Source organism: Roseibium polysiphoniae (assembly GCF_014842925.1).
GTDB classification, from domain to species: Bacteria; Pseudomonadota; Alphaproteobacteria; order Rhizobiales; family Stappiaceae; genus Roseibium; species Roseibium polysiphoniae.
The window spans coordinates 61,939-86,739 of sequence record NZ_JACYXJ010000008.1 but is presented as its reverse complement, the minus strand read 5'-3'; the positions used below and the strand labels follow the sequence as shown (position 1 = coordinate 86,739).

At 58.6% G+C, this 24,801-nt stretch carries 21 protein-coding genes; 13 read left to right on the top strand and 8 right to left on the bottom strand.

Features of this window, described 5'->3' with window-relative positions; all coding sequences use genetic code 11:
• Positions 1 to 10 precede the first annotated feature (10 nt).
• The 5 genes from sufD (at position 11) to tenA (ending at position 4,147) form a co-directional block, all read left to right on the top strand.
• Positions 11 to 1,327 (top strand): Fe-S cluster assembly protein SufD, encoded by a 1,317-nt coding sequence (gene sufD, locus IG617_RS21040; protein ID WP_192111207.1) that lies wholly within the window; start codon positions 11 to 13, stop codon positions 1,325 to 1,327.
• A gap of 18 nt (positions 1,328 to 1,345) precedes the next feature.
• The gene (locus tag IG617_RS21035; protein WP_192111206.1) at positions 1,346 to 2,602 is read left to right on the top strand and encodes a cysteine desulfurase; all 1,257 of its coding nucleotides are present in this window, start codon (positions 1,346 to 1,348) and stop codon (positions 2,600 to 2,602) included.
• 15 nt (positions 2,603 to 2,617) lie between these two features.
• Positions 2,618 to 3,013: an SUF system Fe-S cluster assembly protein gene (locus IG617_RS21030; protein WP_192111220.1), complete on the top strand. Its 396-nt coding sequence runs from the start codon at positions 2,618 to 2,620 to the stop codon at positions 3,011 to 3,013.
• An 87-nt stretch (positions 3,014 to 3,100) separates the two neighbouring features.
• The gene (gene sufA, locus IG617_RS21025; protein WP_192111205.1) at positions 3,101 to 3,484 is read left to right on the top strand and encodes a Fe-S cluster assembly scaffold SufA; all 384 of its coding nucleotides are present in this window, start codon (positions 3,101 to 3,103) and stop codon (positions 3,482 to 3,484) included.
• A 3-nt stretch (positions 3,485 to 3,487) separates the two neighbouring features.
• A complete protein-coding gene (gene tenA, locus IG617_RS21020) occupies positions 3,488 to 4,147 on the top strand; it encodes a thiaminase II (protein ID WP_192111204.1) in 660 nt (219 codons plus the stop codon).
• A 52-nt stretch (positions 4,148 to 4,199) separates the two neighbouring features.
• Here tenA and IG617_RS21015 read toward each other — a convergent pair whose 3' ends face one another.
• The 4 genes from IG617_RS21015 to parE all read right to left on the bottom strand — a co-directional run bounded on the left by IG617_RS21015 (position 4,200) and on the right by parE (position 10,183).
• Entirely contained in the window at positions 4,200 to 5,312 is a 1,113-nt protein-coding gene (locus IG617_RS21015) for a GGDEF domain-containing protein (protein ID WP_209008669.1), read from the bottom strand.
• Positions 5,313 to 5,380: 68 nt separating this feature from the next.
• A complete protein-coding gene (locus tag IG617_RS21010) occupies positions 5,381 to 6,865 on the bottom strand; it encodes a DEAD/DEAH box helicase (protein ID WP_192111203.1) in 1,485 nt (494 codons plus the stop codon).
• Positions 6,866 to 7,207: 342 nt separating this feature from the next.
• The gene (locus tag IG617_RS21005; RefSeq protein ID WP_192111202.1) at positions 7,208 to 7,975 is read right to left on the bottom strand and encodes a sulfotransferase family 2 domain-containing protein; all 768 of its coding nucleotides are present in this window, start codon (positions 7,973 to 7,975) and stop codon (positions 7,208 to 7,210) included.
• 135 nt (positions 7,976 to 8,110) lie between these two features.
• The gene (gene parE / locus IG617_RS21000) at positions 8,111 to 10,183 is read right to left on the bottom strand and encodes a DNA topoisomerase IV subunit B (protein ID WP_192111201.1); all 2,073 of its coding nucleotides are present in this window, start codon (positions 10,181 to 10,183) and stop codon (positions 8,111 to 8,113) included.
• A 719-nt stretch (positions 10,184 to 10,902) separates the two neighbouring features.
• On the opposite strand from parE, the gene IG617_RS20995 reads away from it, so the two are divergent.
• Complete coding sequence (locus tag IG617_RS20995) at positions 10,903 to 11,745, top strand: tetratricopeptide repeat protein (RefSeq protein ID WP_192111200.1); 843 nt, start codon at positions 10,903 to 10,905, stop codon at positions 11,743 to 11,745.
• A 472-nt stretch (positions 11,746 to 12,217) separates the two neighbouring features.
• Here IG617_RS20995 and IG617_RS20990 read toward each other — a convergent pair whose 3' ends face one another.
• The 3 genes from IG617_RS20990 to erpA all read right to left on the bottom strand — a co-directional run bounded on the left by IG617_RS20990 (position 12,218) and on the right by erpA (position 14,132).
• The gene (locus IG617_RS20990) at positions 12,218 to 12,829 is read right to left on the bottom strand and encodes a LysE family translocator (protein WP_192111199.1); all 612 of its coding nucleotides are present in this window, start codon (positions 12,827 to 12,829) and stop codon (positions 12,218 to 12,220) included.
• Between the two features lie 62 nt (positions 12,830 to 12,891).
• Positions 12,892 to 13,674, bottom strand: a complete 783-nt coding sequence (xth, locus tag IG617_RS20985; protein ID WP_192111198.1) for an exodeoxyribonuclease III — start codon at positions 13,672 to 13,674, stop codon at positions 12,892 to 12,894.
• A gap of 116 nt (positions 13,675 to 13,790) precedes the next feature.
• A complete protein-coding gene (gene erpA / locus IG617_RS20980) occupies positions 13,791 to 14,132 on the bottom strand; it encodes an iron-sulfur cluster insertion protein ErpA (protein WP_192111197.1) in 342 nt (113 codons plus the stop codon).
• A 193-nt stretch (positions 14,133 to 14,325) separates the two neighbouring features.
• Between erpA and IG617_RS20975 the strand changes: the two genes are divergently transcribed.
• The 3 genes from IG617_RS20975 (at position 14,326) to IG617_RS20965 (ending at position 19,774) form a co-directional block, all read left to right on the top strand.
• Positions 14,326 to 15,543: a deoxyguanosinetriphosphate triphosphohydrolase gene (locus tag IG617_RS20975; RefSeq protein WP_192111196.1), complete on the top strand. Its 1,218-nt coding sequence runs from the start codon at positions 14,326 to 14,328 to the stop codon at positions 15,541 to 15,543.
• 92 nt (positions 15,544 to 15,635) lie between these two features.
• Positions 15,636 to 17,405, top strand: a complete 1,770-nt coding sequence (gene argS / locus IG617_RS20970) for an arginine--tRNA ligase (protein ID WP_192111195.1) — start codon at positions 15,636 to 15,638, stop codon at positions 17,403 to 17,405.
• A gap of 68 nt (positions 17,406 to 17,473) precedes the next feature.
• Entirely contained in the window at positions 17,474 to 19,774 is a 2,301-nt protein-coding gene (locus tag IG617_RS20965) for an SPOR domain-containing protein (RefSeq protein ID WP_192111194.1), read from the top strand.
• An 81-nt stretch (positions 19,775 to 19,855) separates the two neighbouring features.
• On the opposite strand, the gene IG617_RS20960 is transcribed toward IG617_RS20965, so the two are convergent.
• Positions 19,856 to 20,863, bottom strand: coding sequence for an alpha/beta hydrolase (locus IG617_RS20960; protein ID WP_192111193.1), 1,008 nt, complete (start codon positions 20,861 to 20,863; stop codon positions 19,856 to 19,858).
• A 136-nt stretch (positions 20,864 to 20,999) separates the two neighbouring features.
• Between IG617_RS20960 and nagZ the strand changes: the two genes are divergently transcribed.
• The 4 genes from nagZ to IG617_RS20940 are packed head-to-tail and all read left to right on the top strand — an operon-like array spanning position 21,000 to position 24,692.
• Positions 21,000 to 22,019, top strand: a complete 1,020-nt coding sequence (nagZ, locus tag IG617_RS20955; protein WP_192111192.1) for a beta-N-acetylhexosaminidase — start codon at positions 21,000 to 21,002, stop codon at positions 22,017 to 22,019.
• A gap of 30 nt (positions 22,020 to 22,049) precedes the next feature.
• Positions 22,050 to 22,859 (top strand): segregation and condensation protein A, encoded by an 810-nt coding sequence (locus IG617_RS20950; protein ID WP_192111191.1) that lies wholly within the window; start codon positions 22,050 to 22,052, stop codon positions 22,857 to 22,859.
• Positions 22,849 to 23,553, top strand: coding sequence for an SMC-Scp complex subunit ScpB (gene scpB, locus IG617_RS20945; protein ID WP_192111190.1), 705 nt, complete (start codon positions 22,849 to 22,851; stop codon positions 23,551 to 23,553). The genes IG617_RS20950 and scpB overlap by 11 nt, the downstream gene beginning before the upstream one ends.
• Positions 23,554 to 23,558: 5 nt before the next feature.
• A complete protein-coding gene (locus tag IG617_RS20940; RefSeq protein WP_192111189.1) occupies positions 23,559 to 24,692 on the top strand; it encodes an ABC transporter ATP-binding protein in 1,134 nt (377 codons plus the stop codon).
• The last annotated feature ends 109 nt before the right edge of the window (positions 24,693 to 24,801 follow it).

Sequence of the window (24,801 nt, the reverse complement as noted above, 5' to 3'; positions counted from 1 at the left end):
GGAGAGAGCCATGAACGCACCTACCCCGATCAACCACACCCAGGCAGAAGCCGGGCTTGTCGCGCGCTTTGATGCGGTCCGGCCAAGCCTTGCCGGATCGATCGCCGTGACCGCATTGCGCGACGCGGCGGCCGAACAGATCAAGGCGACGGGCCTGCCCCATCGCCGCGTGGAAGAGTATAAATACACTGACCTGCGCGCCTTCATGAAATCGGCTGCACCGCTCGCAGCGCCGGCTACCTCTGCCGAGGCCAAGAGCGTGCTCGACGGTTTTGAAAGCTACGGCGCGCTCGATCGCTACCGGATCGTCATCGCCAACGGCACGTTCAATGCCGACCTGAGCGATGTCGACGCGCTGGCGGCAGAAGGCGTCACCGTCACGGACTTCAACGACGGGCTGGCAGGTGAAAACGGTTCTGAACTTCTGGCAACGCCGAAAATGGCTGGCCAGGACGGAACCCTTGCCCTCAATACGGCCTTCGTGCAGGGTGGTGTTGTGATTTCGGTCAAGGACGGCGCGGACGTTTCCAAGCCGGTCGAGCTGGTTCAGGTGGCGGTGGGAGAAGGTGCCCAGGTCAGCCGTAACCGGATCGTTGTCGCCAAGGGCGCGACGTTCAAGCTGCTGGAAACCTTCGCCGGTGACACAGGCGCAGGCGAAACGAACGTTGTCTTCGACTATGACGTTGCCGATGGCGCGAAGCTGGCGGCCACGCGTTTGATGGCCGGCAAGGCCGAAGGCGCGAAGCTGTTCACCACGCTGGCACGGATCGGTGCTGATGCGGAATTCAAGGCCCTCGGCTTTCTTGCCGGCCCGGCTTTCGCCCGCAATCAGCAGTTCATCTCATTCACCGGTGAAAATTCCGAAGCGAAGATCTATGGCGTGACCATGGCGCGCGATCGGGATCTGGCCGACCAGACGCTGATTGTCGATCACGCTGTACCTCACTGCAACAGCCGCGAGTTCTTCAAGACTGTCCTCGATGACGAGGCGAGGGGCGTTTATCAGGGCCGCATCAACGTCGCGCCTCATGCCCAGAAGACCGACGGCGAAATGATGACCCAGGCTCTTCTGCTTGGTGAAGGCGCCGAGATGGCGAACAAGCCCGAGCTCGAGATCTTCGCCGACGACGTCTTGTGCGCTCATGGAGCCACCTGCGGCGAGATGGATGCGGATCTTTTGTTCTATCTGCGTGCTCGCGGCATCCCGGAAGCCGAGGCACGCACATTGCTCGTTCTTGCCTTCCTTTCGGAAGCCATTGAAGAGTTCGATGAGGACACGGTCACGGAAGAATTGGGAGCCCGCGTTCGCGCCTGGCTCGCAGCTTAAGAAACGAGGAGCGCCCGAATGTCGGCAGCAACGGCTGAAATGACGTCGCCCGAAACGTCCTATGACGTCGAGGCGATCCGCAAGGACTTCCCGATTCTGGCTCGGGAAGTCTATGGCAAGCCGCTGGTCTATCTGGACAACGGTGCATCTGCGCAAAAGCCGCAAGCCGTCATCGACGCGGTGACGAAAGCCTATTCCCTGGAATATGCCAACGTTCACCGCGGGCTCCACTACCTGTCCAACACGGCGACCGACAACTATGAGGCCGTGCGCGAAAAGGTGCGCCGGTTTCTGAATGCGCCGACGGTGGATGAGGTGGTTTTTACCCGGTCCACCACCGAGGCAATCAATCTAGTTTCTTACGGGCTTGGCGGCGAATATTTCGGCGAGGGCGACGAGATCGTCCTGTCGATCATGGAGCATCACTCGAACATAGTGCCCTGGCATTTTCACCGTGAACGGCACGGTGCGAAGCTGAAATGGGTTTATGTCCGGGAGGATGGCTCATTTGATCTCGATGCATTCCGTGACAGCCTGAGCGACCGGACGAAGCTGGTCGCCATCACCCACATGTCCAACGTGTTGGGCACGATCGTTCCGATCAAGGAAGTCTGCGCCATCGCACATGAGCGCGGCATTCCCGTTCTGGTCGACGGCAGTCAGGCCGCGGTCCACCTTCCGGTCGATGTGCAGGATCTCGGCTGCGACTATTATGTCTTCACCGGCCACAAGGTCTACGGTCCCTCGGGCATCGGCGTCCTTTGGGCGAAGATGGACAAGCTCAAGCAGATGCGTCCGTTTAACGGCGGCGGCGAGATGATCCTCGACGTGACAGAGGATATCGTGACCTACAATGAACCGCCGCATCGGTTTGAGGCCGGCACGCCGCCGATTGTACAGGCCATTGGTCTGGGTGCAGCCCTCGATTACATGGACGCGATCGGCCGGGACCGAATAGCAGCTCATGAGGCGGATCTTGCCTCCTATGCTCACGAGAAACTGTCGCAGATCAACTCGCTTCGCATTTTCGGCGAAGCGCCGGGCAAGGGCGCCATTGTCTCCTTTGAAATCAAGGGGGCGCATGCCCACGATGTCTCGACGATCATCGATCGATCGGGCGTCGCGGTCCGGGCCGGCACTCATTGCGCTCAGCCGCTCTTGGCAAAGTACGGTGTGACCTCTACATGTCGGGCAAGCTTCGGTCTCTACAACACGCGCGACGAAGTTGACGCGTTGTACGAGGCCCTGATCAAGGCACAGGCCTTTTTCGCCTGAGGATTATGTATGACCATGGAAAACTCGACAACGATTGATCATAACGCCGCTGGTGAAGAGCTGCGCGCGGACGTCGCTGGTGGTTCAGCCATTCCCATGGAAGAGCTGGACCGGCTGACCACGGATATCGTTGGCGCTCTCAAGACCGTCTATGATCCGGAAATCCCCTGTGACATCTATGAGCTTGGGCTGATCTACAAGGTCGACATTGAAGACGACCGGTCCATCAATATCGACATGACACTGACCGCGCCTGGTTGTCCGGTTGCAGGCGAAATGCCGGGCTGGGTTCAAAACGCAGTGGAATCTGTTCCCGGCATTGGTCAGGTCAATGTCGACATGGTGTTCGATCCGCCCTGGACGCCAGAACGCATGTCGGACGAAGCCAAGGTCGCGCTCAACTGGTATTGAGACGCAGCTTTATGCTGTAGTCTTTTTAACTGGTCTCCCTGATCCTATATGGGAGACAAGCCACTTGGACGCGCGAAAGAGGAAGTCATGACCGTACGTAGCAAATTTCAGGTGATGAGCCTGACCGACGCAGCTGCGGATCGCGTTCGGGAACTCGTCGAGAACGCAGATCGAGATGTGCTTGGCCTCAGGGTCGGCATCAAGACCGGCGGCTGCGCCGGTATGGAATACACGATGGATCTGGTCGAGGAAGCAAAGCCCGGCGACGATGTAATCGACGAGAAGGGTGTGAAGCTCTACGTCGATCCTTCTGCCGTTCTTTTCCTGCTGGGGACCGAGATGGATTTCGAAGTGACGAAATTTCGGTCCGGTTTTATCTTCAAAAACCCGAATGAAGTTTCTGCATGCGGCTGCGGCGAGTCTGTTTCTCTCCAAGCAGCTGATCCGAACTTCACCGCGCCACAGGCCTAATCAGTGTCCTTGTTTGAGCGGCTGAAGGCCGACAATCTTGACGATTGGCAAGCCTACACGCGCCACAGTTTCGTGAAGCAGCTGGCGACGGGTGAGTTGCCCGAGCATGCCTTCCGCACTTACCTGCAGCAGGACTATCTCTTTCTGATCCACTTCTCGCGCGCCTATGCGCTGGCAGTCTACAAGTCGCCGCGACTGTCCGACATGCGCAATGCGCTGGAAGGGCTGAAGGCGATCATGGATGTGGAGATGGATCTTCACGTTGAGCTGTGCGCCGGCTGGGGCATCTCGCGCGACGAGCTGGAGACCTTGCCCGAAGCGAGTGAGACAATGGCCTATACGCGGTTCGTTCTGGAAACCGGATTACGTGGCGACCTTCTCGACCTTCAGGTGGCATTAGCGCCTTGTATTCTGGGCTATGGTGAGATTGCTCGGGAAAACGCCCTTGCAAAGCCGGCAGGCCCCGCTGCAGATGCCTATCGTCGCTGGCTTGATGAGTACGGTGGCAACGACTATCAGTCGGTTGCTCAGGATTTCTCGAGCTGGACCGATCAAACGGCAGAAATCTACATGACAGAGGCTCGTTTCGCCGCACTGTCAGAGATCTTCAATCAGGCAAGCAGACTTGAAGCTGATTTTTGGCAAATGGGACTGAAGGCTTGAAGTCTGGAGCCTTTCGGCTCCGACAGCTTGCTGGACAGCATGCAGGCGACAGTCAGGCGACCTCTGAGCCGCCTTCTTTCGGCAGATCCTCTTCGCTCTTCACCATGTTGCGTCCGCCGCGCTTTGCCGCGTAGAGCGACTCATCGGCACGTGCAATGAGACTGTGCGCGGTGTCTCCGGGCTTGAACGTTGAAATCCCGATGGAAATGGTGATCCGTCCGAGATTTTCGCCGGTGGAGCGCTTGACCAGTTCCTTCGACATCACTGCCACCCGGATCTTTTCCGAAATCTCGGCAGCTTCGGCCAGTGAGGACTGAGGCAGGATGATCGCGAATTCCTCGCCACCATAGCGGCAGGCGGTGTCGTGGCTCTTGACGTTTTGCTTGACGGCCAGGGCAACCAGTCTGAGCACCTGGTCACCGGTCTGATGGCCGAACGTGTCGTTGAATTTCTTGAAGTGGTCGATATCGGTCAGCAGCAGCGCGAAGGATGAGGAACTGTCCCTGGCCTGAGCGACCGTCCGCTCGATCGAACTGTCAAAATGCTTGCGGTTGTTCAGCGTCGTCAACTCATCGGTCAGCGATTCATATCTGATCGCTTCGAGATTGGCCTGAAGGCTCTCGATCTGGCGCTTGGACTCGAGGAGTTGCGTTTCGAGCTGTTTGTTCGAGGCGACCGCATTGTGAGTTGCCTGCACCATGTTGGTGACGAAACGCTGCAGCTTCGCGGGGTCTTTGAGGGACTTGAGTTTGGTCCCTGCCTTCTCGAGCGAGCTGCCGTAGTCAGAGGTCGCATCGGCGCTCATTTTCAGCGCATCGACCAGTCCCTCGACTTCCTGATTAACTTTCGAGCCCACGTCGTTGAGGCGGTCGCCAAGCCGGGTCGGCGCAAGAAATTTGCCGTATATGGATTGCATCTCCTCGGTGGAGACGCGGCCGTTGGTCTTGATGACCTGGTTGATAGCTCGGTTTAACCCGTGGTTGTAACCGGCTGAATATGTGTACCAAAGTTCGTACGCACGCGGGTATGCGGGAAGGGTATTCCTCTTGATATAGGAAAGGGCGGACTCACCGTATACGATGGTCCGCTTATGGTCGTCTTCTTCCGCCATGTAAAAACCCACAGTTAGAGCCGAAAAGCCGCCAAGAACTGGCGACTTGCTCACACCTGTCAATTTCTACAGTAAGGTTTAAGGTCCAGTTAAGCTTAGGCGGTAACCCGCAACAACTTACGCTAGGACGCTTTTTTCGGACGGGGTTCCCGCAAAAGGAATGCAGGAATGTGGCCGCCAACTCCGAAAGCCGGTTCATTCTTTTCGGATTTGCCCCGGCGGGATGGCTTCGGCGCAGCGGCTGGAGCCGAATCACTGGTCTCGAACTTTGCCGGACGACGTCGTGACCTTGGAGCCGGCGCTTCTTCACTTTGAACGGGCTCAACGGCTGCTTCAGCAGCTGGACGGCGGCCGCGCCGTGAAGGCGCTTTTTTCGGAGCTTCCTGATTGTCCTGTTCGATTGGCGCTGCATCGGCGGTCTTGGGCGCGCTCTTGCCACCGCGGCGGCGAGCTTTGCGCTCTGCGGCTGCAGCTTCGAAGTCGACAGCGTCGCCGATCCACTCGATGTTTTGCTCGATCAGGCCTTCGATGGCCGACAGGTACTTCTGATCGTCGGGGGTGACGATCGTGAAGGCGGCACCAGAACGGCCCGCCCGGCCTGTCCGGCCGATCCGGTGGACGTAATCTTCGGCGTGGTTTGGAACATCGTAGTTGAAGACGTGGCTGACGTCTGGAATGTCCAGGCCGCGCGCGGCAACGTCACTGGCAACGAGCAGAGTGACATTTCCCTTTCGGAAATTGTCGAGCATCATCATCCGCGTGCGCTGATCCATGTCGCCATGCAGGGCGCCGACGTTGTAGCCGTGACGCTCCAGCGACCGGAACAAGGTCGTGATGTCACGCTTGCGGTTACAGAAGACAATCGCGTTCTTGAGGTCTTCAGCCTGTTCGAGCATCTCACGAAGCGCGGCGCGCTTCTCGAAATCTTTGTTTTCGGAAGCCTTCAGGCGCTGTGTGACGTTGTCCGAGGTGGACGACGTCCGCGCCACTTCAACCCGTGCCGGGTTCTGAAGGAATGTTTCCGTCAGGCGCTGGATTTCCGGCGGCATCGTAGCCGAGAAGAAAAGGGTCTGACGGGTGAACGGGATCAGCTTGCAGATGCGCTCGATGTCCGGGATGAAACCCATGTCCAGCATGCGATCGGCTTCGTCGATGACGAGGATCTCGACGCCCTGAAGCATCAGCTTGCCGCGTTCGACGTGGTCAAGAAGACGGCCCGGTGTCGCGATGAGGACGTCCGCGCCACGATCAATCTTCTTGTCCTGCTCGCCGAAGGAGACACCACCGATCAGCAGGGCGACGTTAAGTCGATGATTTTTACCGTATTTCTCGAAGTTCTCTTCGACCTGTGCCGCCAGTTCGCGGGTCGGCTCAAGGATCAGCGTTCTCGGCATACGGGCACGAGCGCGGCCCTTTTCCAGAAGCGTGAGCATCGGCAGTGTGAAGCTTGCCGTCTTGCCCGTTCCGGTTTGGGCGATGCCCAATACGTCCCTGCGTTCCAGGACTTGAGGAATGGCGCCAGCTTGGATTGCGGTAGGTTCAGAATAACCAGCTGCTTCAACTGCAGCGAGAACCTTCTCGCTAAGGCCGAGAGTATTAAATGACATAGAGCGATAGAGCCCACGTAAGTTATTGCACGGATGACGGTTTGCGCGGAATTCCGGCGCGTTTCGAGGCACACCCTACATTTGTTGGGCCAAGTGTCAACGTTCTGTCCGCCGAAAAGCAGATAAATAGACGCTTGGCTCATGTAAGAGAAGGATTTCAGTTAACAGCGGTCCAAAAAAACACCGAACGCGCCCGTAACAAGGTGAAATATTCGCGCTCTACTCATTTTAAAAAAAGCCGCGGGCTATTTTATTTCGACTTGGGCAGAACAATAGAACAGCCGTTCAACGCGGAAGGCTTCAGGTGGCCTTGTAGGGGGGAGAGCAGCATAAACGCGGCCGCTATTGGAAGGCCAGACCAGCGCCGCGCGTTTTTGATGCGAGAGATCTGGAAATCTCGGTCTGCTCTTCAAAGAACATGCGGTAGTCTTTTTTGTAGCGCTGCTTCAGTGCTGCGCGAACGGCCAGGCCCTGCATGATCTCCCAGTTCTCGGGATCATGATCCGGCACGTCAATTTCCACGTTGGTCAGATCGATTGGCGATGTTGCCCGGTCCGAGAGCTGGTCGAGCAAGGCACCAGGCGTGTGCGCGAGGGACGCGAGATCAACCACAATATCGGGTACAAGCTTGGACCGGTGGCTGAGGATCGCAGACTGACTGCGCAGCAAGTTATCGGTGCCCATATCGCCGATCGCGGCAACATGCGAGACGAAATCCAAAAGGCTCATGGACTTGTCGAACCGGTTCAGGTCAAAATAGGTCGGCAGGCTCGTGTCGCCTTCAATGAGACACTGATAGGCCGAGAGTATCCGCTCAGCCGGCGATTGAACCACCGCAAACGTGCAGAAGTCAGGAAAGCGCCGTTTCAGTTGCCGCGCAGTGACAATTTCGATATCGCCCACCCAGCTGTCGATGCCTTGTGCACTGTCGTCACTCGTTCCCTCAGGCGTCGATCCTGCGACCAGGCGGTTAAGGATCCCGGTCACAGCACGATAAGGGTCGCCAGGGATTCGCGCATAAGCAAGTCCGACGTCCGGGAAAACCATGAAATGATGATCGCGAAGCGGACGCCGTTGCCGATCATATACGGAATACAAAGTGTTCAACATTTGAACGACCTAAACGACAATTCTTAAGTGAGCAACCAGCAGACCTTACAACGTCAAAACAGCCACGTCACCTTCAGACCGGCTCACACATTGTTTCAGCATGTCTTCGATCCGGGAAATGCCATCTCACACGACTTAGATGTCGAGATCTTGAGCGAACTCCGCGTTTTCCTGAATGAAGCGGAAGCGTGCCTCGGGCTTGTTGCCCATCAGCTGTTCAACCGTATCATTCGTCAAGGTTTCCGTGTCGCCCGTGACGGCCACCTTGAGCATGGTTCTCTTCGCCGGGTCCATGGTGGTTTCCTTGAGCTGGGCCGGAAGCATCTCGCCAAGACCTTTGAAGCGTCCGATTTCCACCTTCGATTTGCCCTTGAAGACAGTGCTCAAGAGTTCGTCCTTGTGGGCGTCATCTCGGGCGTAGAGCGTCTTGCCACCTTGGCTGAGGCGGTAAAGCGGCGGAACAGCCAGGAAGAGATGCCCGTTGTGAATGAGACTGGGCATTTCACGATAGAAGAATGTGATCAGCAGGGAGGCAATATGGGCGCCGTCGACGTCCGCATCGGTCATGATCACGACCTTCTCGTAGCGCAGATCCGCATCCCTGTACTGCGACCCTGATCCGCAGCCGAGCGCCTGTGTGAGGTCCGCCAATTGCTGATTGGCGACAAGTTTGTCACGGCCGGCATTGGCTACGTTGAGGATCTTTCCGCGCAAAGGCAGAACAGCCTGGTTCTTCCGGTTTCTCGCCTGTTTGGCCGAGCCGCCAGCGGAATCACCCTCGACAATGAACAGCTCTGTCCCGTCAGACTGATTGGCGGAACAATCGGCCAGTTTGCCGGGAAGGCGAAGCTTGCGCACCGCTGTCTTGCGGGCAACATCCTTTTCCTGCCGACGCCGTAGCCGCTCTTCTGCACGGTCAATGACCCATTCAAGAAGCTTGTTGGCCTGATTGGGCGAAGCGGTCAGCCAATGGTCGAAGGCATCCCGGACCGCGGTTTCCGCGATCCGGGTCGCTTCATTGGTCGCAAGCTTGTCCTTGGTCTGGCCGACGAACTCGGGTTCGCGAATGAACACGGACAGCATGCCACCGGCCGACGTCAGAACGTCGTCACCGGTAATCAGGGACGCCTTCTTGTTGTTGGTCAGCTCACCATAGGCTTTCAGGCCGCGCAGCAATGCGTAGCGCAGGCCGGCTTCATGGGTGCCGCCCTCGGGGGTCGGGACCGTGTTACAGTAGGAATTGATGAACCCGTCCCCGGCGAACCATGTGACTGCCCATTCAACGGCTCCGTGGCTACCGGTCTTGGCCGTGCGCCCGGCGAAGATGTCGTCGACCACCCGCCGCTCTTTTTCAAGCCGCTCGGCCAGGAAGTCGCGCAGACCTCCAGGGAAATGAAAGACCGCTTCAGCCGGTGTCGTGTCCTTTTCGCCGATGAGTTCCGGATCGCAATGCCAGCGGATCTCGACGCCGCCGAAGAGATAGGCCTTGGAGCGCGCCATCGTCAGCAGGCGTCCGGGCTTGAACTTCGCGCCTTTGCCGAAAATCTGGTGATCCGGCTTGAAACGAACCTGCGTCCCCCGCCGGTTCTGTGTGTCTCCGACCAGCTCAAGTCCTCCTTGCGGATGGCCACGCTGGAAGGTCTGACGATAAAGCTTGCGCGAGCGCGCGACTTCGACAACCAGATCTTCGGAGAGCGCATTGACCACGGAAACGCCGACACCGTGCAACCCGCCGGAGGTCTCATAGACCTTGCTGTCGAACTTTCCGCCGGCGTGAAGCGTCGTCATGATGACTTCAAGCGCAGATTTGTCCTTGAACTTCGGATGTGGATCGACAGGAATACCGCGTCCGTTGTCGGTCACAGTCAGGTAGCCGTCGGCACCAAGCGAGACGTCAATCCAGGTCGCGTGTCCAGCCACGGCCTCATCCATCGAGTTATCGATGACTTCGGCAAAGAGGTGGTGGAGGGCCTTTTCGTCGGTGCCACCGATATACATGCCGGGACGGCGGCGAACAGGCTCAAGCCCCTCAAGAACCTCAATGTCGGCGGCAGAATAGGCGCCATCTTCCTGGCTTACGGGCGCGACAGCAACCGGAGCGGGGCGCGGTGGTTGTTTGCTTGGCGCTGCAGCAGGTGTGGCGTCAGGCGCATCTTCTACGGACTTCGCGGCTGCGTTGCCTGCAAACAGATCGTTTTTTGCGCTCATGCTGACTGGTCCACTTGGTGTTGCCGAAAAGCCTGAGGGTGAGGGCTGATCTCAATGGTTCGACGGGCTCTATAGCCGAATCAAACCTGATTGTCTCAGGACAAAGCCGGAACAGCAAAGCGTTCCCCCCAAAAGCCCCCGTTTTTAACAGCTTCGCTAAAGCTGCATCGATTGTGGCAAGGGAATGTCAACCGGTTTGTGATTGGATCAAGAATAGGGAAAAGACGTCGGCCGAAGGTCGGCGGCGGCGATGGGGAAAAGTCACATGTCACGGTCCAGGCAATCTCAAATTCGGTCTCAGCTCGATTTATTTTGTGCGCTGGCTTTGATGTCATGCGCTGCGTTGATCGCCTTGTTCGGCTGATTTGTGTCCTTCCGGCAACAGTCGAAACCAGAGTCGCACCTGTTGCGGCTTCTTGGGATTGCTGCCGTGGTTCGGCCATGTTTCACCTTCATTTCGATCGACGTCGGTCAAGGCATGGACCTCGTGTCCGGTTCCGCGCCCAAATGGGGGCGGCAAGACCGATAGGATGCAGCGTCAGGAGCAGGAATTGCGTTTCGGATCCATTCAGTCAGGGTTTTCGACAAGCCGCATGGACAGGATGAATCCTAGCTCTTGCCACAATCCTGACCGGAAGGGCCGCACTCTGGCCGAAAAGAGCTCTTACTGTTTCTCTCGGCTGGCGAGGGAAACAAACAGGCTGAAAGAGTTTTTGATCATGTCCGCATTGCGGAACCTTATCTTGGCGACGGCATTGACCGTCGGAATTGTTCCCGGGGCCCATGCCTTCGACGGGACGCCGACGCCGAACAAGTCGATTGGCCCAAGTGACATTAGCCCGACCGAGGCCCTGCGCACCGGTGCGCGGCAGTATTATTCTGGTGACAAGACTGGTGCCTTGAGCTCCCTGCAATACGCGGCCGAAAACGGTCAGCCGATGGCAGCGTGGAAGCTCGGCAAGATGTATGCGACCGGCGACGGTGTGCAGGAAGACGACATGAAGGCCTTCCAGTACTACAGCCAGGTTGTGCGGGAGCATGGCGATGATCGCCCGGACGCGCCCGATGCTCCTTTTGTGGCCAGTGCTTTCGTGGCTCTGGGAAGTTACTATCTGAACGGCATCACCGAGGGCGTTCCACGCAATGTGACGCGCGCCAAACAGATCTTCACCCACGCAGCCTCCTATTTCGGTGATCCGGACGCCCAGTACGAATTGGGCCGCATCTACCAATCCAGCAGCAACCGGCTGGCCGTGCGCTGGTTTAACCTTGCGGCGATCAAGGGCCATATTGGCGCGCAGGCCCGCCTTGGAGAGACGCTCTATACAATGGGGCAGTCCGACAGTCGCAAGGCGCGCGGGCTAATGTGGATGAGCGTTGCACGCATTCAGGCAGATAGCGAACCAGCGGTCGCCTGGATTAGCGATCTCCACGAGCAGTATTTTGCCCATGCAAGCGAACCTGTACGCCGTCTGGCAAGCTCCATGACCGACACGTGGATGTCCGCCAACCGGCCTGATTTGATGCAGGCAACGACTGCGGCTCAACAGACCACGCAGTAAACCTGTCCGGCTAGATCACATCGAAGATCTTGGCCAAGTGCCTTTTTTCCGAGTGATCGTTCGAGCGGGATTTATACGCTGCCACCAATTGGCGACGATTAGCTCGATTTCTTTTTCGTCGTCTTTGGTCTCGGTGTGAGTTGCGCAGTGGGGCAGGGCGTGTCTGTGATTTTCCAGGACGTGTTGTTCAACATCATCCCGCAGACTGCAACGCGTTTCCCTGACGGGCTCTTCAGGCAGATCAGTTCGCCCACTTGGTAGTCCTGTCCAAGATAGCGGCAGGTGCAATCTGCCGCATTTGCTCCTGAACCAGCCAAAAGCGAGAGGCTGCCAAAGGTTGCTGCTAGCAGGACCTTGAAGCTGGAAGTGTGCCCGATTTGCGCCAATGCGGGCAGCAAGCGCCGTTTGACTATCCCATTGCCTCAAAAACATAGCACGCAGCGCATGGGCAGAGAAGGCCTGCTACCTTTCTTCAACGCGTTGCGATTGCAGCAGCTGTTCCGGTCATCATGCCTGCGCCGATCCTGTGGGCGAGTCGCACTGCCTTTGCATTGCGTAGAAGGCGCCGGGCCTGAGACGCAGCGAAAACCCAAATCAGATCGATCGTGAGCAGGACCGCAATCATGACGGCCACGAGGCTGCCCCAGCTTCCCAGGGTCATCCCTTTCAGGCTGATGATGGTGGGCAACAGCGCCACGTAAAACAGCATGATCTTGGGATTGCCGAGCGTGACGGCAAGCCCGCTAAGGAACATCTGAAGCGGAGGTGTTTTCGGCAATTCGACGCCAGAGTCGATATGGTCAGGCGAGGTCCACATCTTCCAGGCAAGAAACAGAAGGTAGGCGACGCCAAGCCATTTGATCACGACGAACGCAGGTTGAAAGGTCTCGATCAGGGCCGACATGCCCCAGACGGCGCAGGAGAGCCAGATTGCTTCCCCAATCCACATGGCGGCGAGAAAAGGCAGGACATCGCGATGTCCTCGCGTGATGACGCGAGAAACGAGCGCGGCGATGCTGGGGCCAGGAGAACCGGCAGCGAGGAAAAGCGCGGTGGCGAAAAGCGCCAGGGAGGCGAGATCCATATCCAGTATCTCCGAAAGGGGCAGGGTCAGCCGGTTTTTGCTGCCCGGGAGGCGAAGTTTCCTCAGGCGGCCAGATCAACCCAAACCGGCACATGGTCAGACGGTTTTTCCCAGCCGCGGACATGTTTGTCGATCCCGCAGCCGTTCAGTCGGTCTGTGGCTTCCGGCGACAGCAGGATATGGTCAATGCGGATGCCGTTGTTCTTCTGCCAGGCGCCGGCCTGATAGTCCCAGAAGGTGTAGGTTTGCGGCGCCTCTGAGCAGGCACGGACGGTCTCCGTCATGCCAAGGTTCAGCAGGGTGCGGAATTTCTGGCGGCTTTCTGGCTGAAACAGGGCGTCGTCCACCCAGACTTCCGGCCGCGCCGCATCGACGGGATCAGGAATGACGTTGTAGTCACCGAGCAGAAGAAAGGGTGTTTCTTCGGCAAGCCGAAGCTTGGCATGTTCGATCAGACGATCCATCCAGCCGAGTTTGTAAGGAAATTTCTCTGTGCCAAGCGGATTGCCATTGGGGAGGTAAAGGCAGCCAAAACGGATCGCGCCGCTCTCGCTGGAGACGCTGGCCTCGACGTACCGCGCCTGTTCGTCGCTGTCGTCGCCGGGCAACCCGCGCTGTACGTCTTCAAGGGGCAGTTTGGACAGGAGTGCGACACCGTTGAAGCTCTTCTGGCCATGTGTTTCGACGTTGTAGCCAAGGTCCTCAATGGCCTGACGAGGAAAGTTCTCGTCGATCGATTTTATTTCCTGAAAACACGCGACGTCGGGCTGGGCTTCCTTCAGCCATTCCAACACCACGTCGATGCGCGCCTTCACGCCATTGATGTTCCAGGTGGCAATTTTCATCGAAAGCCCATCCAGCTTGTTTGTGAATGGCCTTGTCTAGCATCTGACAAAGGTGGTTGTCGCGCCCATCCGGCTTTCCGGCAGCGAATCCACAGCCAGTGGCAACATGTGTTGGGTCAGATGGTGAAGCTGGTTCCACATCCGCAGCCTGCGACTGCGTTGGGGTTGTTGATCTGAAACGCCTGACCGATGAGGTCATCCACGAAATCAATCTGCGACCCGGACATATATTGCAGGGAGACCGAATCAATCAGCACCTCGATGCCGTTCTTCTCAAGGACAAGGTCGTCGTCCTCCCGGTCAGTGACAAGATCGTACTTGTACTGCAGGCCAGAACAGCCGCCACCCTCGACGCTGACGCGCAGAGCAGTGCCCTTGGGTTCACTTTCGATAATCTTGGCGATCCGCTTGGCAGCGCTGTCGCTGACTGTTACGGGATGTTCAAGTGTTTCGGTCATCTTGCAGCCATGGTGCGAGTAAGGGCCTCATTGCAAACTGCAGTCTTCCTTTGCCGAAGCCGAATGGAATACCTGAGCCTGCCGAAAACATATCGTCTCCTACCGATAGGTATGGTTTGGAAGGGCTTGCGTCAATGACCGGCAAACGGGAAGCAGCGTTGCGGGCGAAAAAGTGACTTGTTCAGGAGAAGAAATGGAAGCCGATCTCGGGTTTGGCGCTCAGTCGCGCGCGATTTTTGCACAGGCGCCCTTCGAGAGCCGTGGACGCCTTTGTCCCGAGCCGGAAAGCCCAACCCGCACGCCCTTTCAGCGCGACAGGGACAGGATCATCCATTCCTCCGCATTTCGCCGCCTGAAGCACAAGACACAGGTGTTTGTCTATCATGAAGGCGATCACTTCCGAACCCGCCTGACCCACACGATCGAGGTCTCGCAGATCGCGCGATCCCTGGCGCGCGCCTTGCGGCTGGATGAGGATCTGGCCGAGTGCCTGGCGTTGGCCCATGACCTTGGTCACACGCCCTTCGGTCATGAAGGTGAAGACGTGATGCATGAATGCATGGCGCCCTATGGCGGCTTCGATCACAACGCCCAGTCCCTACGGGTCGTGACGTCGCTGGAACAGCGCTACGCAGAGTTTGACGGGTTGAACCTTGCCTGGGAAACCCTTGAAGGCTTGGTCAAGCACAATGGTCCACTTCTGTCAGAGGAGGGCGCGCCTCTGGGCAAGTTCAAGGACAGTGAGCTGCCATTCGCCATTCGCGCTTACGCCGAAAAGCAGGACCTTCTGCTGGACACGTGGCCTTCGGCTGAAGCGCAGGCCGCGGCCATCGCAGACGACATCGCTTATGACGCCCATGATCTGGACGATGGACTGCGGGCAGGGCTCTTCGCCATTGAGGAAATGCGGGACGTACCGTATCTCGCCTCGATACTGGATGAGGTCGACAGCAAATATCCGGGGCTTGAAGAAAGCAGGCGGATTCATGAGATCGTGCGCCGGTCGATCACCCGCATGGTCGAAGATGTGATCGCCGAAGCTTTGAAACGGCTCAAGGCACTCGATCCAAAATCGACGAACGACATCCGCAGTGCCGGCCATTGCATTGTTGACTTTTCACCAGATATGGCTGCCGCGGAAAAAGAGGTGAAGAAGTTCCTCTTTGCCCGGGTCTATCGTCACGAGGATGTCCTTGCGGTGCGCAGGCAGGTTTCTCGGGTCGTTCGCGATCTCTTCAGCCGGTTCAGGGCCGAGCCACAGGCCATGCCCACGCCCTGGTGTGACGGCCTTGAGGGGCTGAAGGAAGAGCAGGTGGCACGCAGGGTATGCGACTATATCGCGGGCATGACCGACCGCTTCGCCATAGACGAACACCGCAGATTGTTTGACGATACACCCGATTTGGGTTAGTTCGCACGTCGGATCGGCCCTCGCAGCGCCGGGCATCAAAGCCCGCAGCGCGCGGGGCCGTTGTGTTTCTTGTTCCAGCCGGTTGGATGGTTATGAATATTTTCGCCGAATTCTCCGAGCGCGTTAAAGCCGTGGTCTCCACTCTCGCTCTGAAAGGGCCCGAAGGCACATCGCCCGACCTTTCTCGCGTCACCGTGGAGTCACCGCGCGATCCTGCGCATGGCGACTTGGCGACCAATGCCGCCATGGTCTTGGCGAAGCAGGTCGGCATGAAGCCGCGCGATCTTGCCGACAAGCTGGCCGAAGCGCTGCGCGAAGATGCGGACATCACGGAAGTCTCCGTTGCCGGCCCAGGTTTCATCAATATGCGCCTCGCTCCGTCCGCGTGGCAGCGTGTTCTCGCATCAGTTGTCGCTAGTGGGCTGGACTTTGGCCGCTCGTCACGCGGCGACGGCAAGAAGGTGAATGTCGAATATGTTTCGGCAAATCCCACCGGCCCGATGCACGTAGGGCATACCCGCGGCGCCGTCGTCGGCGATGCTCTGGCAAACCTTCTGGCCTACTCTGGCTACGTTGTGGTCCGTGAGTATTACATCAATGACGCCGGTTCGCAGATCGATACGCTCGCCGAAAGCGCCTTCCTGCGCTACCGCGAAGCGCTTGGTGAAGACATCGGCGAGATCCCTGCAGGCCTTTATCCCGGCGACTATCTGAAGCCAGTTGGCGAAAAACTGGCAGAGCTCCACAAGGACGCTCTGAAGGCGATGCCGAAGGTCGAGAGGATGGAGATCGTCAAGGCGGATGCAGTGTCGGCCATGATGGATCTGATCCGCCAGGATCTTCTGCAACTGAACGTCAAGCATGATGTCTTCTTTTCAGAAAAGACACTTCATGCGCATGAGGGCAACGCACCGTCGAAGATCGACGAGATGCTCGAAGCTTTGCGCGGTGACGGCCTGATCTATGAAGGCACCTTGCCGCCGCCCAAGGGGCAGATGCCCGAGGACTGGGAAGATCGTGAGCAAACGCTGTTCAGGGCCTCGGACTTCGGCGACGACACCGACCGTGCCCTGAAGAAGTCGGACGGTTCCTACACTTATTTTGCCGCCGATGTGGCCTATTTCCGCGACAAGTACCTGCGTGGCTTTGATGAGATGATCTACATTCTCGGCGCGGACCACGGCGGCTATGTCAAGCGGCTACAGGCCGTGGGCAAGGCCATTTCGGGCGGCAAGTCCGAGGTGATCGTTCGCCTGTGTCAGCTCGTGAAGCTCTTCCGTGCCGGTGAACCGGTCAAGATGTCCAAGCGGTCTGGTGACTTCGTCACTCTGCGGGATGTGGTTGAGGAGGTGGGACGCGATCCGGTCCGCTTCATGATGCTTTATCGGAAAAACGACGCACCGCTCGACTTCGACTTTCAGAAGGTCACGGAGCAGTCGAAAGACAACCCCGTTTTCTATGTCCAGTATGGCCACGCAAGGTGCTGTTCCGTGCTGAGGCAGGCAGGCGAAGAGTTGCCGAATCTCGATGCATCCGACTCAGAACTGGCAAAAGCCGACTTTTCGCTGCTCGATGACAGTGGAGAACTCGATCTTATTGCGAAGATGGCCGAATGGCCTAAGATCGTCGATGCATCCGCGGAAACACATGAACCGCACAGGGTCGCGTTCTACCTTTATGACCTCGCCAGTTCCTTGCATGGACACTGGAATCGAGGCAAGGAATTGCCGCAATTACGTTTTATTAACGCTGACAACACCAAATTAACCGTAGCGCGTCTTGCCCTGGTCCGTGCCGTATCCTTGGTGCTTGCTTCAGGTCTCGCGATTCTGGGTGTGGACGCACCTGAGGAAATGCGCTGAAGTATTGACAGGAGGTCTGCCAGCCACAAGCTGGGACCGAAGAAGATCGGCCGGATTGCATTACGCCCATGGCAAAAGACAACAACTATCCGACCTCAGATGTGCCGCCGGTAGAGCCGGTGGGTGCGACTGGCGACGATCAGCCGGCGGAAGACCCGCTGGTTGAATTGGCGCGAATCGTGAACCGCAACAGGCAGCCTGGCGCAGGTGTCGGCGGCGACCGCGTGGGTCAGACTGACTATTTTGCTGGCCTGGAGGATCTGGGCGAGCCGGCTGCACCGTCTGTAGTGGCCAACGACAGGTCTGGGGACAGGGTCGAGCCGACATTCGACTATGGCGCGCCTGCTCAGCACGACGTGGCGCACACCGCGCAAACGGTCGCTGAAGTGGCTCCTCTTTCGGCCAAGCAGGCGGATGTCGACTATGCGCCTCAGCCGGACATCAACGTGCGCTTTGATGCACATGATGCAAACGCAAATCCAGCATTTGATGTCGACGTTCAGTCGGCGGATGACCTGGGTCTCGATATTCCAGAGAGCACGCTTGAAAGTGGCGTTGCCCTGGATCTTGAAAACAGTCTGACGGCTGAGCTCGAGGATGAGCTTATCGGGGCGTTCAGGCAGAACTTCGATTCTCCAGTTGCAGCGCCTCAGCTGACCGCTGAGCCTTCATTCGCCGAACCTGTGATTGACGACACTCTGTCCAGAGGACAGCCTGCAGACTACCATTTTGCAGAAACGCCGGCTCCCGATGTCGCTCCTGTCGCGCCCGCCGAAGCCTATTCTGCGGAGGTTCATGTTGAGCCTGCTCAGACTTCTTATGAGAACCTGTCGGCCCAAAACAGCTTTGCTCTGGATGAGGCTGCTCTTGCCGCTGAGGTTACAGCTGTTCCCGAAACGACGGCTGAGAACGTGGAAAGTGCAGATGCGCTGACGGCGAGAAGCCTTGACGAGACGCCGCTCCGCACGAGCCCGATTTCGGAAGACGATCTCTTCGCCGAACTTGGTGCCGTCGCAACAGTCGGTGCGCCTGCTGAAGCGGACGGTGCCACAGCTGATCCATTCGACAATCTTTTTGCCGACCTGCAGCCGCCGTCTCAAATGGCAGCTGCTGCAGAGCCGGCTGCCGACGACATTGATGACATGGCCTGGCCGGCTGCAGCCGCTGCCGTTCCTACCTATGTGAACGAGGACGAGACACCTCCGCCGCCTGAAGGATATGATCTCGATGCGGTCGCCAAGGCCATGCAGGAGAGTGATCCGACCCTCGGCTCCGCTGGTGTTTTGCCGCCACATACAAAGGCGGAAAAGGCCGCTGCGCCGCAGCAGGAAGCTTCTCGTAAAGGCATCTATGCCGCTGCTGCCGTTTTGGCGATCGCTGTTCTTGGTGGCGGTGTCTTCATGTTTATGGACGGGTCTGCGGTCACCGTGCCTGACGGTCCGCCACCGGTCATCGCCGGGCTCGACGGACCACTCAAGGTCTATCCGGACGCGCAGCCGGAGGCGGAAAGCCAAACGTCCAAGCTGATCTATGATCGTGTGGGCAATGGTGAGGACACGTCGCGCGAGCGTCTTGTCCTGCCTGAAAACACACGGCCTGCAGAATTGCCGCCGGCACCAGACGGCGTCGCCACGGCGGACCCGCTTGTTCCAGGAGCCCCCAAGAAGGTGCGGACGCTGGTCGTGCGGCCTGATGGAACGATCGTTTCAGCGCCGGATACGCCAGCACCCAGGACCGTTTCCACCACGCCGGTAACGACCCCCCCTGTGGCGACCACACAGCCCGATGTCACCACGCCGGTGGCAGCTGTGCCTACACCAGCGGCTGTCACGCCACCGGAGCCCGCTGTTGCGGCACCGGACCTGAACACCCCGGTTCCGGGAACGCCGGCGATCGTCGCAACGCCTGACGAAACTTCGCTGCCTGTTCAGCCTGCTGATATTCCAACGATCTTGCCCAAGAAGAAGCCTGCGGCTCCTGTTCAGGTGGCAAGTGCACCTCAGGCGACCACGCAGAGTGGTCCGCTTGATCTGAACAGTTCTGCTGGCCAGCAGGCGCCTGTTGCAGCTGCGCCGCAAGCGACAGCACCAGCTGTCTCGACCAGCAGCGGTTCGATCCCGGCGGGCACCTATGTGGTTCAGGTGACCTCGCAGCGGTCGGAGACTGCCGCACGAGATGCCTATTCAAGCCTTCAACAGCGCTATCCGTCGATCCTTGGTGCGCAGAGTGCTGTGATCGTCTCCGCCGCCATTCAGGACCGAGGCACATTCTACCGTGCACGGATCCCGATGGGGTCGCGTGCCGAGGCGCTCAGCTTGTGTGAATCACTTCAGGCAGCTGGCGGAGACTGTTTCGTTCGGCGAAACTGATCGATATCGCAAAACTGAATTGAAAAGGCCGGTGAAGCAAATCACCGGCCTTTTCGTTTTGGTATCGCAACCTTGGCCAGCTTAGCTGAGCAAGGCATTCGCCAGATAGGGAAGGCACTTGTCCATTCGATAGTCGATGGACGAGTGGTTGTCGTCGAATTCCTCATAGACGTGGGGCACGTCGGCGGCGTGAAGCTTCCTTGTCAGTCGCCGCGCGCCGTGGACCAGATTGTACTGATCGACGTTGCCGCACTCGATCCAGAGCCCCTTCAGGGACTTCAGCGCATCGGAATGCTTGTCCGCCATCACGACCGGATCCCAGGCCAACCAGTTGGCCCAAAGGTCATCGATGACCTCGCACGTGTCAGAGGTGACAGGCAGCCGGATGCCGCAGAAGGCGTCGGGATCGGGGTCATAGGTCGCCGCCATGGCAAACGTCATGAGATCATGCATGGCCGAACCGGAGTATTTTGGGCCCGTCTCGAAATCGCGCACAAAAGCCTCGATCGATCCCTTGCGTTGAAGGGAGCGCAAGGCGCTCGGCATTTCCGGCAGGTAGCAGAGCTCGAACGCCATATCTCCTGACAGGCAGGCCGCGGCGGACCAGACGTCCGAATGCAACATGGCATGGACCATGGAACCATAGCCGCCGGAGGATTTTCCAAAACATGCGCGTTTTCCTGCGCCTCCGCAGCCAAATTGGCTTTCGACGGCCTCCAGCATCTCTGTTGTCAAGAACGTCGCCCAGGGTCCCATCGCAGCGCTGTCGATGTATTGATTGCCTCCCAGCCGCGTGAAGCAGTCAGGAAAAGCGACTGCGACCGGCGGCAAGACGCCTTCATGGATCAAGCGGTCCAGGCGTTCTGGAACATTCTCGCCAAAATTCTTCCAGTTCACATGGGCCGGACCACCGGAGGTATAGCCGACGAGGTCGACCAAAAGCGGCAGGCCCTCTCCCTTGTGACCATTGGGGATGTAGACGACGACCTCGCGCGCTGCCGGATCGCCGAGCATGTTCCTATGGAGGATCTTGGAGGCAATGGTCAGGCGATGGAGTGTGCCGGCTGGAATGTCTGGATGGGCGCGCATGGAAACTCCGCAAAGCTGATGGTGCCTCTTTATGGTCCGGTGAGCGCTGCAAGCGCAAGACACTCCAACGTTTGAGGGCGGCGCGGGATCTTGTGGCGAACTTGACCCGCCCGGGCTGCAAAGCTAAGGCCTTGGCATGACCAAGGCATTTATCAGTGGATGCGCAGGGACTGCCCTGACGGCGTCGGAAATCGCGTTTTTCCGGGAACATGACCCCTGGGGGCTGATTCTGTTCCGGCGCAATTGCGAGACGCCTGATCAGATCACCAAGCTGGTGAGCTCGTTCCGGGATTCAGTTTCCCGTGCGGATGCCCCGGTGCTGATTGATCAGGAGGGAGGCCGCGTCCAACGACTGCGCCCGCCGTATTGGTCGAAATATCCGCCCCAGAAACTCTTTGGGGATCTCTACCAGGCCGATCCGGAACGCGGGCGTGAAGCTGCGGCTCTTGGCGCAAGGCTTATCGCCTGCGACCTTCGCAAGCTTGGGATCACCGTGGACTGTCTGCCCCTGTTGGACGTTGCCTTTGAGGGCATGGTGGATGCCATCGGGGATCGCTCAATTTCCAGCGATCCCAAAGTGGTCGCCGACCTTGGCGAGCAGGTTTGTGCGGGATTGCTGTCCGGAGGCGTGCTCCCGGTGCTCAAGCACTTGCCGGGTCATGGCCGGGCCGTGGTCGACAGCCATCTTGAGATGCCGAGGGTCGATGCGACACTCGAGGAGCTCCAGGCGGTCGATTTCGTGCCGTTCAAGGCGCTGAATCGGTTTCCGCTGGCGATGACGGCGCACATCCTTTTCCCGGACGTTGATCCTCAGGCGCCCGCGACCCAGAGCGCTGCAGTCATAGAAACCCTCATTCGCGGCAAGATAGGCTTTTCGGGATGTCTGATGAGCGACGATATCTCCATGAAGGCGCTTGGTGGGGATATGCGCGAAAGATGCGCAGCAACCTTTGGCGCGGGCTGTGATCTTGTGCTTCATTGTAACGGTGAACTGGCGGAAATGGAGGCCGTTGCCGACGTCGCGCCGAAGCTGTCAGGCCTGGCGGAGGTCCGCTGTGCAAAGGCTTTGGCCGAGTTGAAACCGGTGGATCCGGAGTTTGATGAGACGGCAGCGCGCGCGCGCCTTCAGGTGCTGATCGGTGAGGGCTATGCCTGATCAGTCTGGCAAGTGGGAACGAAACTGAGGATGGAAACAGGAGACGACCAGGATCTGCTCAGTTCGGCACTGGAGAGCGATCGCGCGTCCTCGGATCCCGAATTGGTGGTCGACGTCGACGGCTTTGAAGGGCCGCTGGATCTCCTCTTGTCTCTCGCGCGCACTCAGAAGGTCGATCTGGCGCGCATTTCCATTCTGGCTCTGGTCGAGCAATATCTGATCTTCGTCAATGAGGCGCGCCGAATGCGTCTCGAGCTTGCAGCCGATTACCTGGTCATGGCCGCCTGGCTTGCGTACCTGAAGTCGCGGCTTCTCTTGCCGGAGCAAAAGGACGAGGACGAGCCAACCGGCGAGGAGCTGGCGGCAGCGCTCGCGTTTCGACTGCGACGCCTGGAAGCCATGCGAGAGGCCTCCGCCAAATTGATGGCACGTGATCGGCTTGGACGCGATTTCTACGCGCGTGGTATGCCTGAAACCACTTCCGTGGAACGCAAGAGTATCTGGTCCGCAACGGTCTATGAACTGCTGTCCGCCTATGCGACCCAGAGACAACGTCATGCGGTGACATCGGTTCGCGTCCTGCGCCGCAATGTCTGGTCCTTGCAGGAGGCCCGTGAGCTGCTTCTCAGGCTGGTCGGGCGCATCGGCGAATGGGCCCCGATCGAGAGCTATCTTTCCGACTATCTCTACGACGACGAAGACCGGGCGACCATCATTGCCAGCACTTTCTCGGCCAGTCTGGAAATGGTGCGGGAAGGCCAGGTCGATATCCGCCAGAGCGAACCCTTCGCGCCGGTCTATATCCGGGCGCGCAGCACCGGAGAAAACCATGGAAATTGACGGTGATCTTCTGGGTCTCACCGACGCGGATGAGGAGCAGGAGGCCGAAGAGGTCATTGATCGTGACGGTCTACGTATGCTCGAAGCCCTGCTTTTTGCAGCCGCCGAGCCTTTGTCTGAAGCCGAGTTGATTGAGCGCCTGCCCAAAGGCTGCGACGTTCCGTCTCTTTTGGCCGAGCTTATGACCCATTACGAAGCCAGGGGCGTCAATCTGGTGCGCCTGGCAGGCAAATGGATGTTCAGGACGGCGGAAGATCTCTCGTTTTTGATGCACCGTGACCGGGAAGAGGAGCGCAAGCTCTCTCGCGCAGCCTTGGAGACCCTGGCAATCATCGGCTATCACCAGCCGGTAACCCGCGCGGAGATCGAGGAAATCCGCGGGGTCTCGACCTCAAAGGGCACGCTTGACGTGCTGCTGGAAACGTCCTGGATCAGGATGCGGGGTCGCAGAAGAACGCCCGGGCGGCCTGTGACCTACGGCACGACCGAGCTGTTTCTGGTGCATTTCGGCCTCGACAGCATCAAGGACCTGCCGGGACTGGAAGAGCTGAAGGGCGCAGGATTGCTTGACAGCGCGATCCCGGCGTCATTCATGGTGCCGACGCCCAACGACACGGCAGAACTTGACGAGGATGAGGATCCGCTCGAAGAAGGCGATCTGTTCGACGACGAAGAAATGGATCTGGAATCCTGACCGACATGACCGACAAGACCTCAGAAAGAGGCGCTCTGGCACACGGCAGCCATGATCCGAGGTGGGGTGCGCGGGGCACCGCACGTGCGACCATCGCAGCCGGGCTCGTCTTCGAGAATATCTCCCATGCCTATGATGGCAATGCCTCGGTTATCGACCTGTCGCTGGAGGTCGCACCCGGTGAGGTGATGTGCCTCCTCGGCCACTCCGGGTGTGGCAAGACCACCTTGATGCGCATTGCCGCTGGCGTCGAGCAGCAGGCCGCGGGCCGCGTCCTGATCAATGGACGTGAAGTCTCCGGACCCAAGAGCTTCGTTCCGCCGGAAAAGCGCGGCGTTGGGTTGATGTTTCAGGACTATGCGCTGTTTCCGCATATGACCATCGTGGAAAATGTTCTCTTCGGCCTGAGCGATCTGCCGAGAGAGGCTGCAAACCGGGAAGCACTTGCGTCACTGGAGCGTGTCGGCCTCAAGGGCTACGCGGATGATTATCCGCATGCGCTTTCGGGCGGCGAGCAGCAGCGTGTTGCACTTGCCCGCGCCATCGCGCCCCGGCCCGGCGTCCTGTTGATGGACGAACCCTTCTCGGGGCTTGATCGGCGCCTGCGGGACAATGTGCGCGAGGAGACAATGACCATCCTGCGCGAAACCCGGGCCACTTGCATCATCGTTACCCACGATCCTGAAGAGGCCATGAGGATGGGCGACAAGATCGCGCTCATGCGGCAGGGGCGTCTTGTGCAGCATGGAAGTTCAGCGGAGCTCTACAGCACTCCTGCGGATGTTTTTGCAGCCAAGTTCTTCTCTGAGCTCAACGAGATGGCCGGGATCGTCACGGAGCGTGGCATCGAGACACCGGTCGGCCTCGTTGCCGCCAGGGGCGCTGCGGTCGGCACACAGATGGATGTTTGCATTCGGCCACACGGGATCTTGCCCAAAGCGGCTGGAAGCACCGGCGTGACCGGGCGAATCGCAACGAAGAGATTCGTCGGCGAGGTGGATCTCTTGACAATCATCATCGAAGGTCACGACCGTCCGCTGCACTCAAGGGTGCGTCCGGGCAGTGGTTTTGAGGTCGGCATGGACGTGGATCTGGCAACAGATCCGCAAGATGTCTTGGTCTTTGAGGCAAAAAGATGAATTGAATGCTGGCCCCGCATACCCACATGGTCTTAGAAGGGACCATGTTGCGGCGAGTGGGCCTTTTTTGTAATAGTGGCGCTCGGCCGAAAGGCTATGCGAACCGGGA

Excerpts from the sequence above, each read along its gene's own strand:
- IG617_RS20995 (WP_192111200.1), top strand. The coding sequence starts at position 10,903 with ATGTCCGCATTGCGGAACCTTATCTTGGCGACGGCATTGACCGTCGGA.
- IG617_RS20960 (WP_192111193.1), bottom strand. The coding sequence starts at position 20,863 with ATGCGCGCCCATCCAGACATTCCAGCCGGCACACTCCATCGCCTGACC.
- sufA (WP_192111205.1), top strand. The coding sequence starts at position 3,101 with ATGACCGTACGTAGCAAATTTCAGGTGATGAGCCTGACCGACGCAGCT.
- nagZ (WP_192111192.1), top strand. The coding sequence starts at position 21,000 with ATGACCAAGGCATTTATCAGTGGATGCGCAGGGACTGCCCTGACGGCG.
- sufD (WP_192111207.1), top strand. The coding sequence starts at position 11 with ATGAACGCACCTACCCCGATCAACCACACCCAGGCAGAAGCCGGGCTT.
- parE (WP_192111201.1), bottom strand. The coding sequence starts at position 10,183 with ATGAGCGCAAAAAACGATCTGTTTGCAGGCAACGCAGCCGCGAAGTCC.
- erpA (WP_192111197.1), bottom strand. The coding sequence starts at position 14,132 with ATGACCGAAACACTTGAACATCCCGTAACAGTCAGCGACAGCGCTGCC.
- IG617_RS21005 (WP_192111202.1), bottom strand. The coding sequence starts at position 7,975 with ATGTTGAACACTTTGTATTCCGTATATGATCGGCAACGGCGTCCGCTT.
- IG617_RS20965 (WP_192111194.1), top strand. The coding sequence starts at position 17,474 with ATGGCAAAAGACAACAACTATCCGACCTCAGATGTGCCGCCGGTAGAG.
- IG617_RS20990 (WP_192111199.1), bottom strand. The coding sequence starts at position 12,829 with ATGGATCTCGCCTCCCTGGCGCTTTTCGCCACCGCGCTTTTCCTCGCT.
- argS (WP_192111195.1), top strand. The coding sequence starts at position 15,636 with ATGAATATTTTCGCCGAATTCTCCGAGCGCGTTAAAGCCGTGGTCTCC.
- IG617_RS20940 (WP_192111189.1), top strand. The coding sequence starts at position 23,559 with ATGACCGACAAGACCTCAGAAAGAGGCGCTCTGGCACACGGCAGCCAT.
- IG617_RS21010 (WP_192111203.1), bottom strand. The coding sequence starts at position 6,865 with ATGTCATTTAATACTCTCGGCCTTAGCGAGAAGGTTCTCGCTGCAGTT.
- xth (WP_192111198.1), bottom strand. The coding sequence starts at position 13,674 with ATGAAAATTGCCACCTGGAACATCAATGGCGTGAAGGCGCGCATCGAC.
- scpB (WP_192111190.1), top strand. The coding sequence starts at position 22,849 with ATGGAAATTGACGGTGATCTTCTGGGTCTCACCGACGCGGATGAGGAG.
- IG617_RS20975 (WP_192111196.1), top strand. The coding sequence starts at position 14,326 with ATGGAAGCCGATCTCGGGTTTGGCGCTCAGTCGCGCGCGATTTTTGCA.
- IG617_RS21030 (WP_192111220.1), top strand. The coding sequence starts at position 2,618 with ATGGAAAACTCGACAACGATTGATCATAACGCCGCTGGTGAAGAGCTG.
- IG617_RS21035 (WP_192111206.1), top strand. The coding sequence starts at position 1,346 with ATGTCGGCAGCAACGGCTGAAATGACGTCGCCCGAAACGTCCTATGAC.
- IG617_RS20950 (WP_192111191.1), top strand. The coding sequence starts at position 22,050 with ATGGAAACAGGAGACGACCAGGATCTGCTCAGTTCGGCACTGGAGAGC.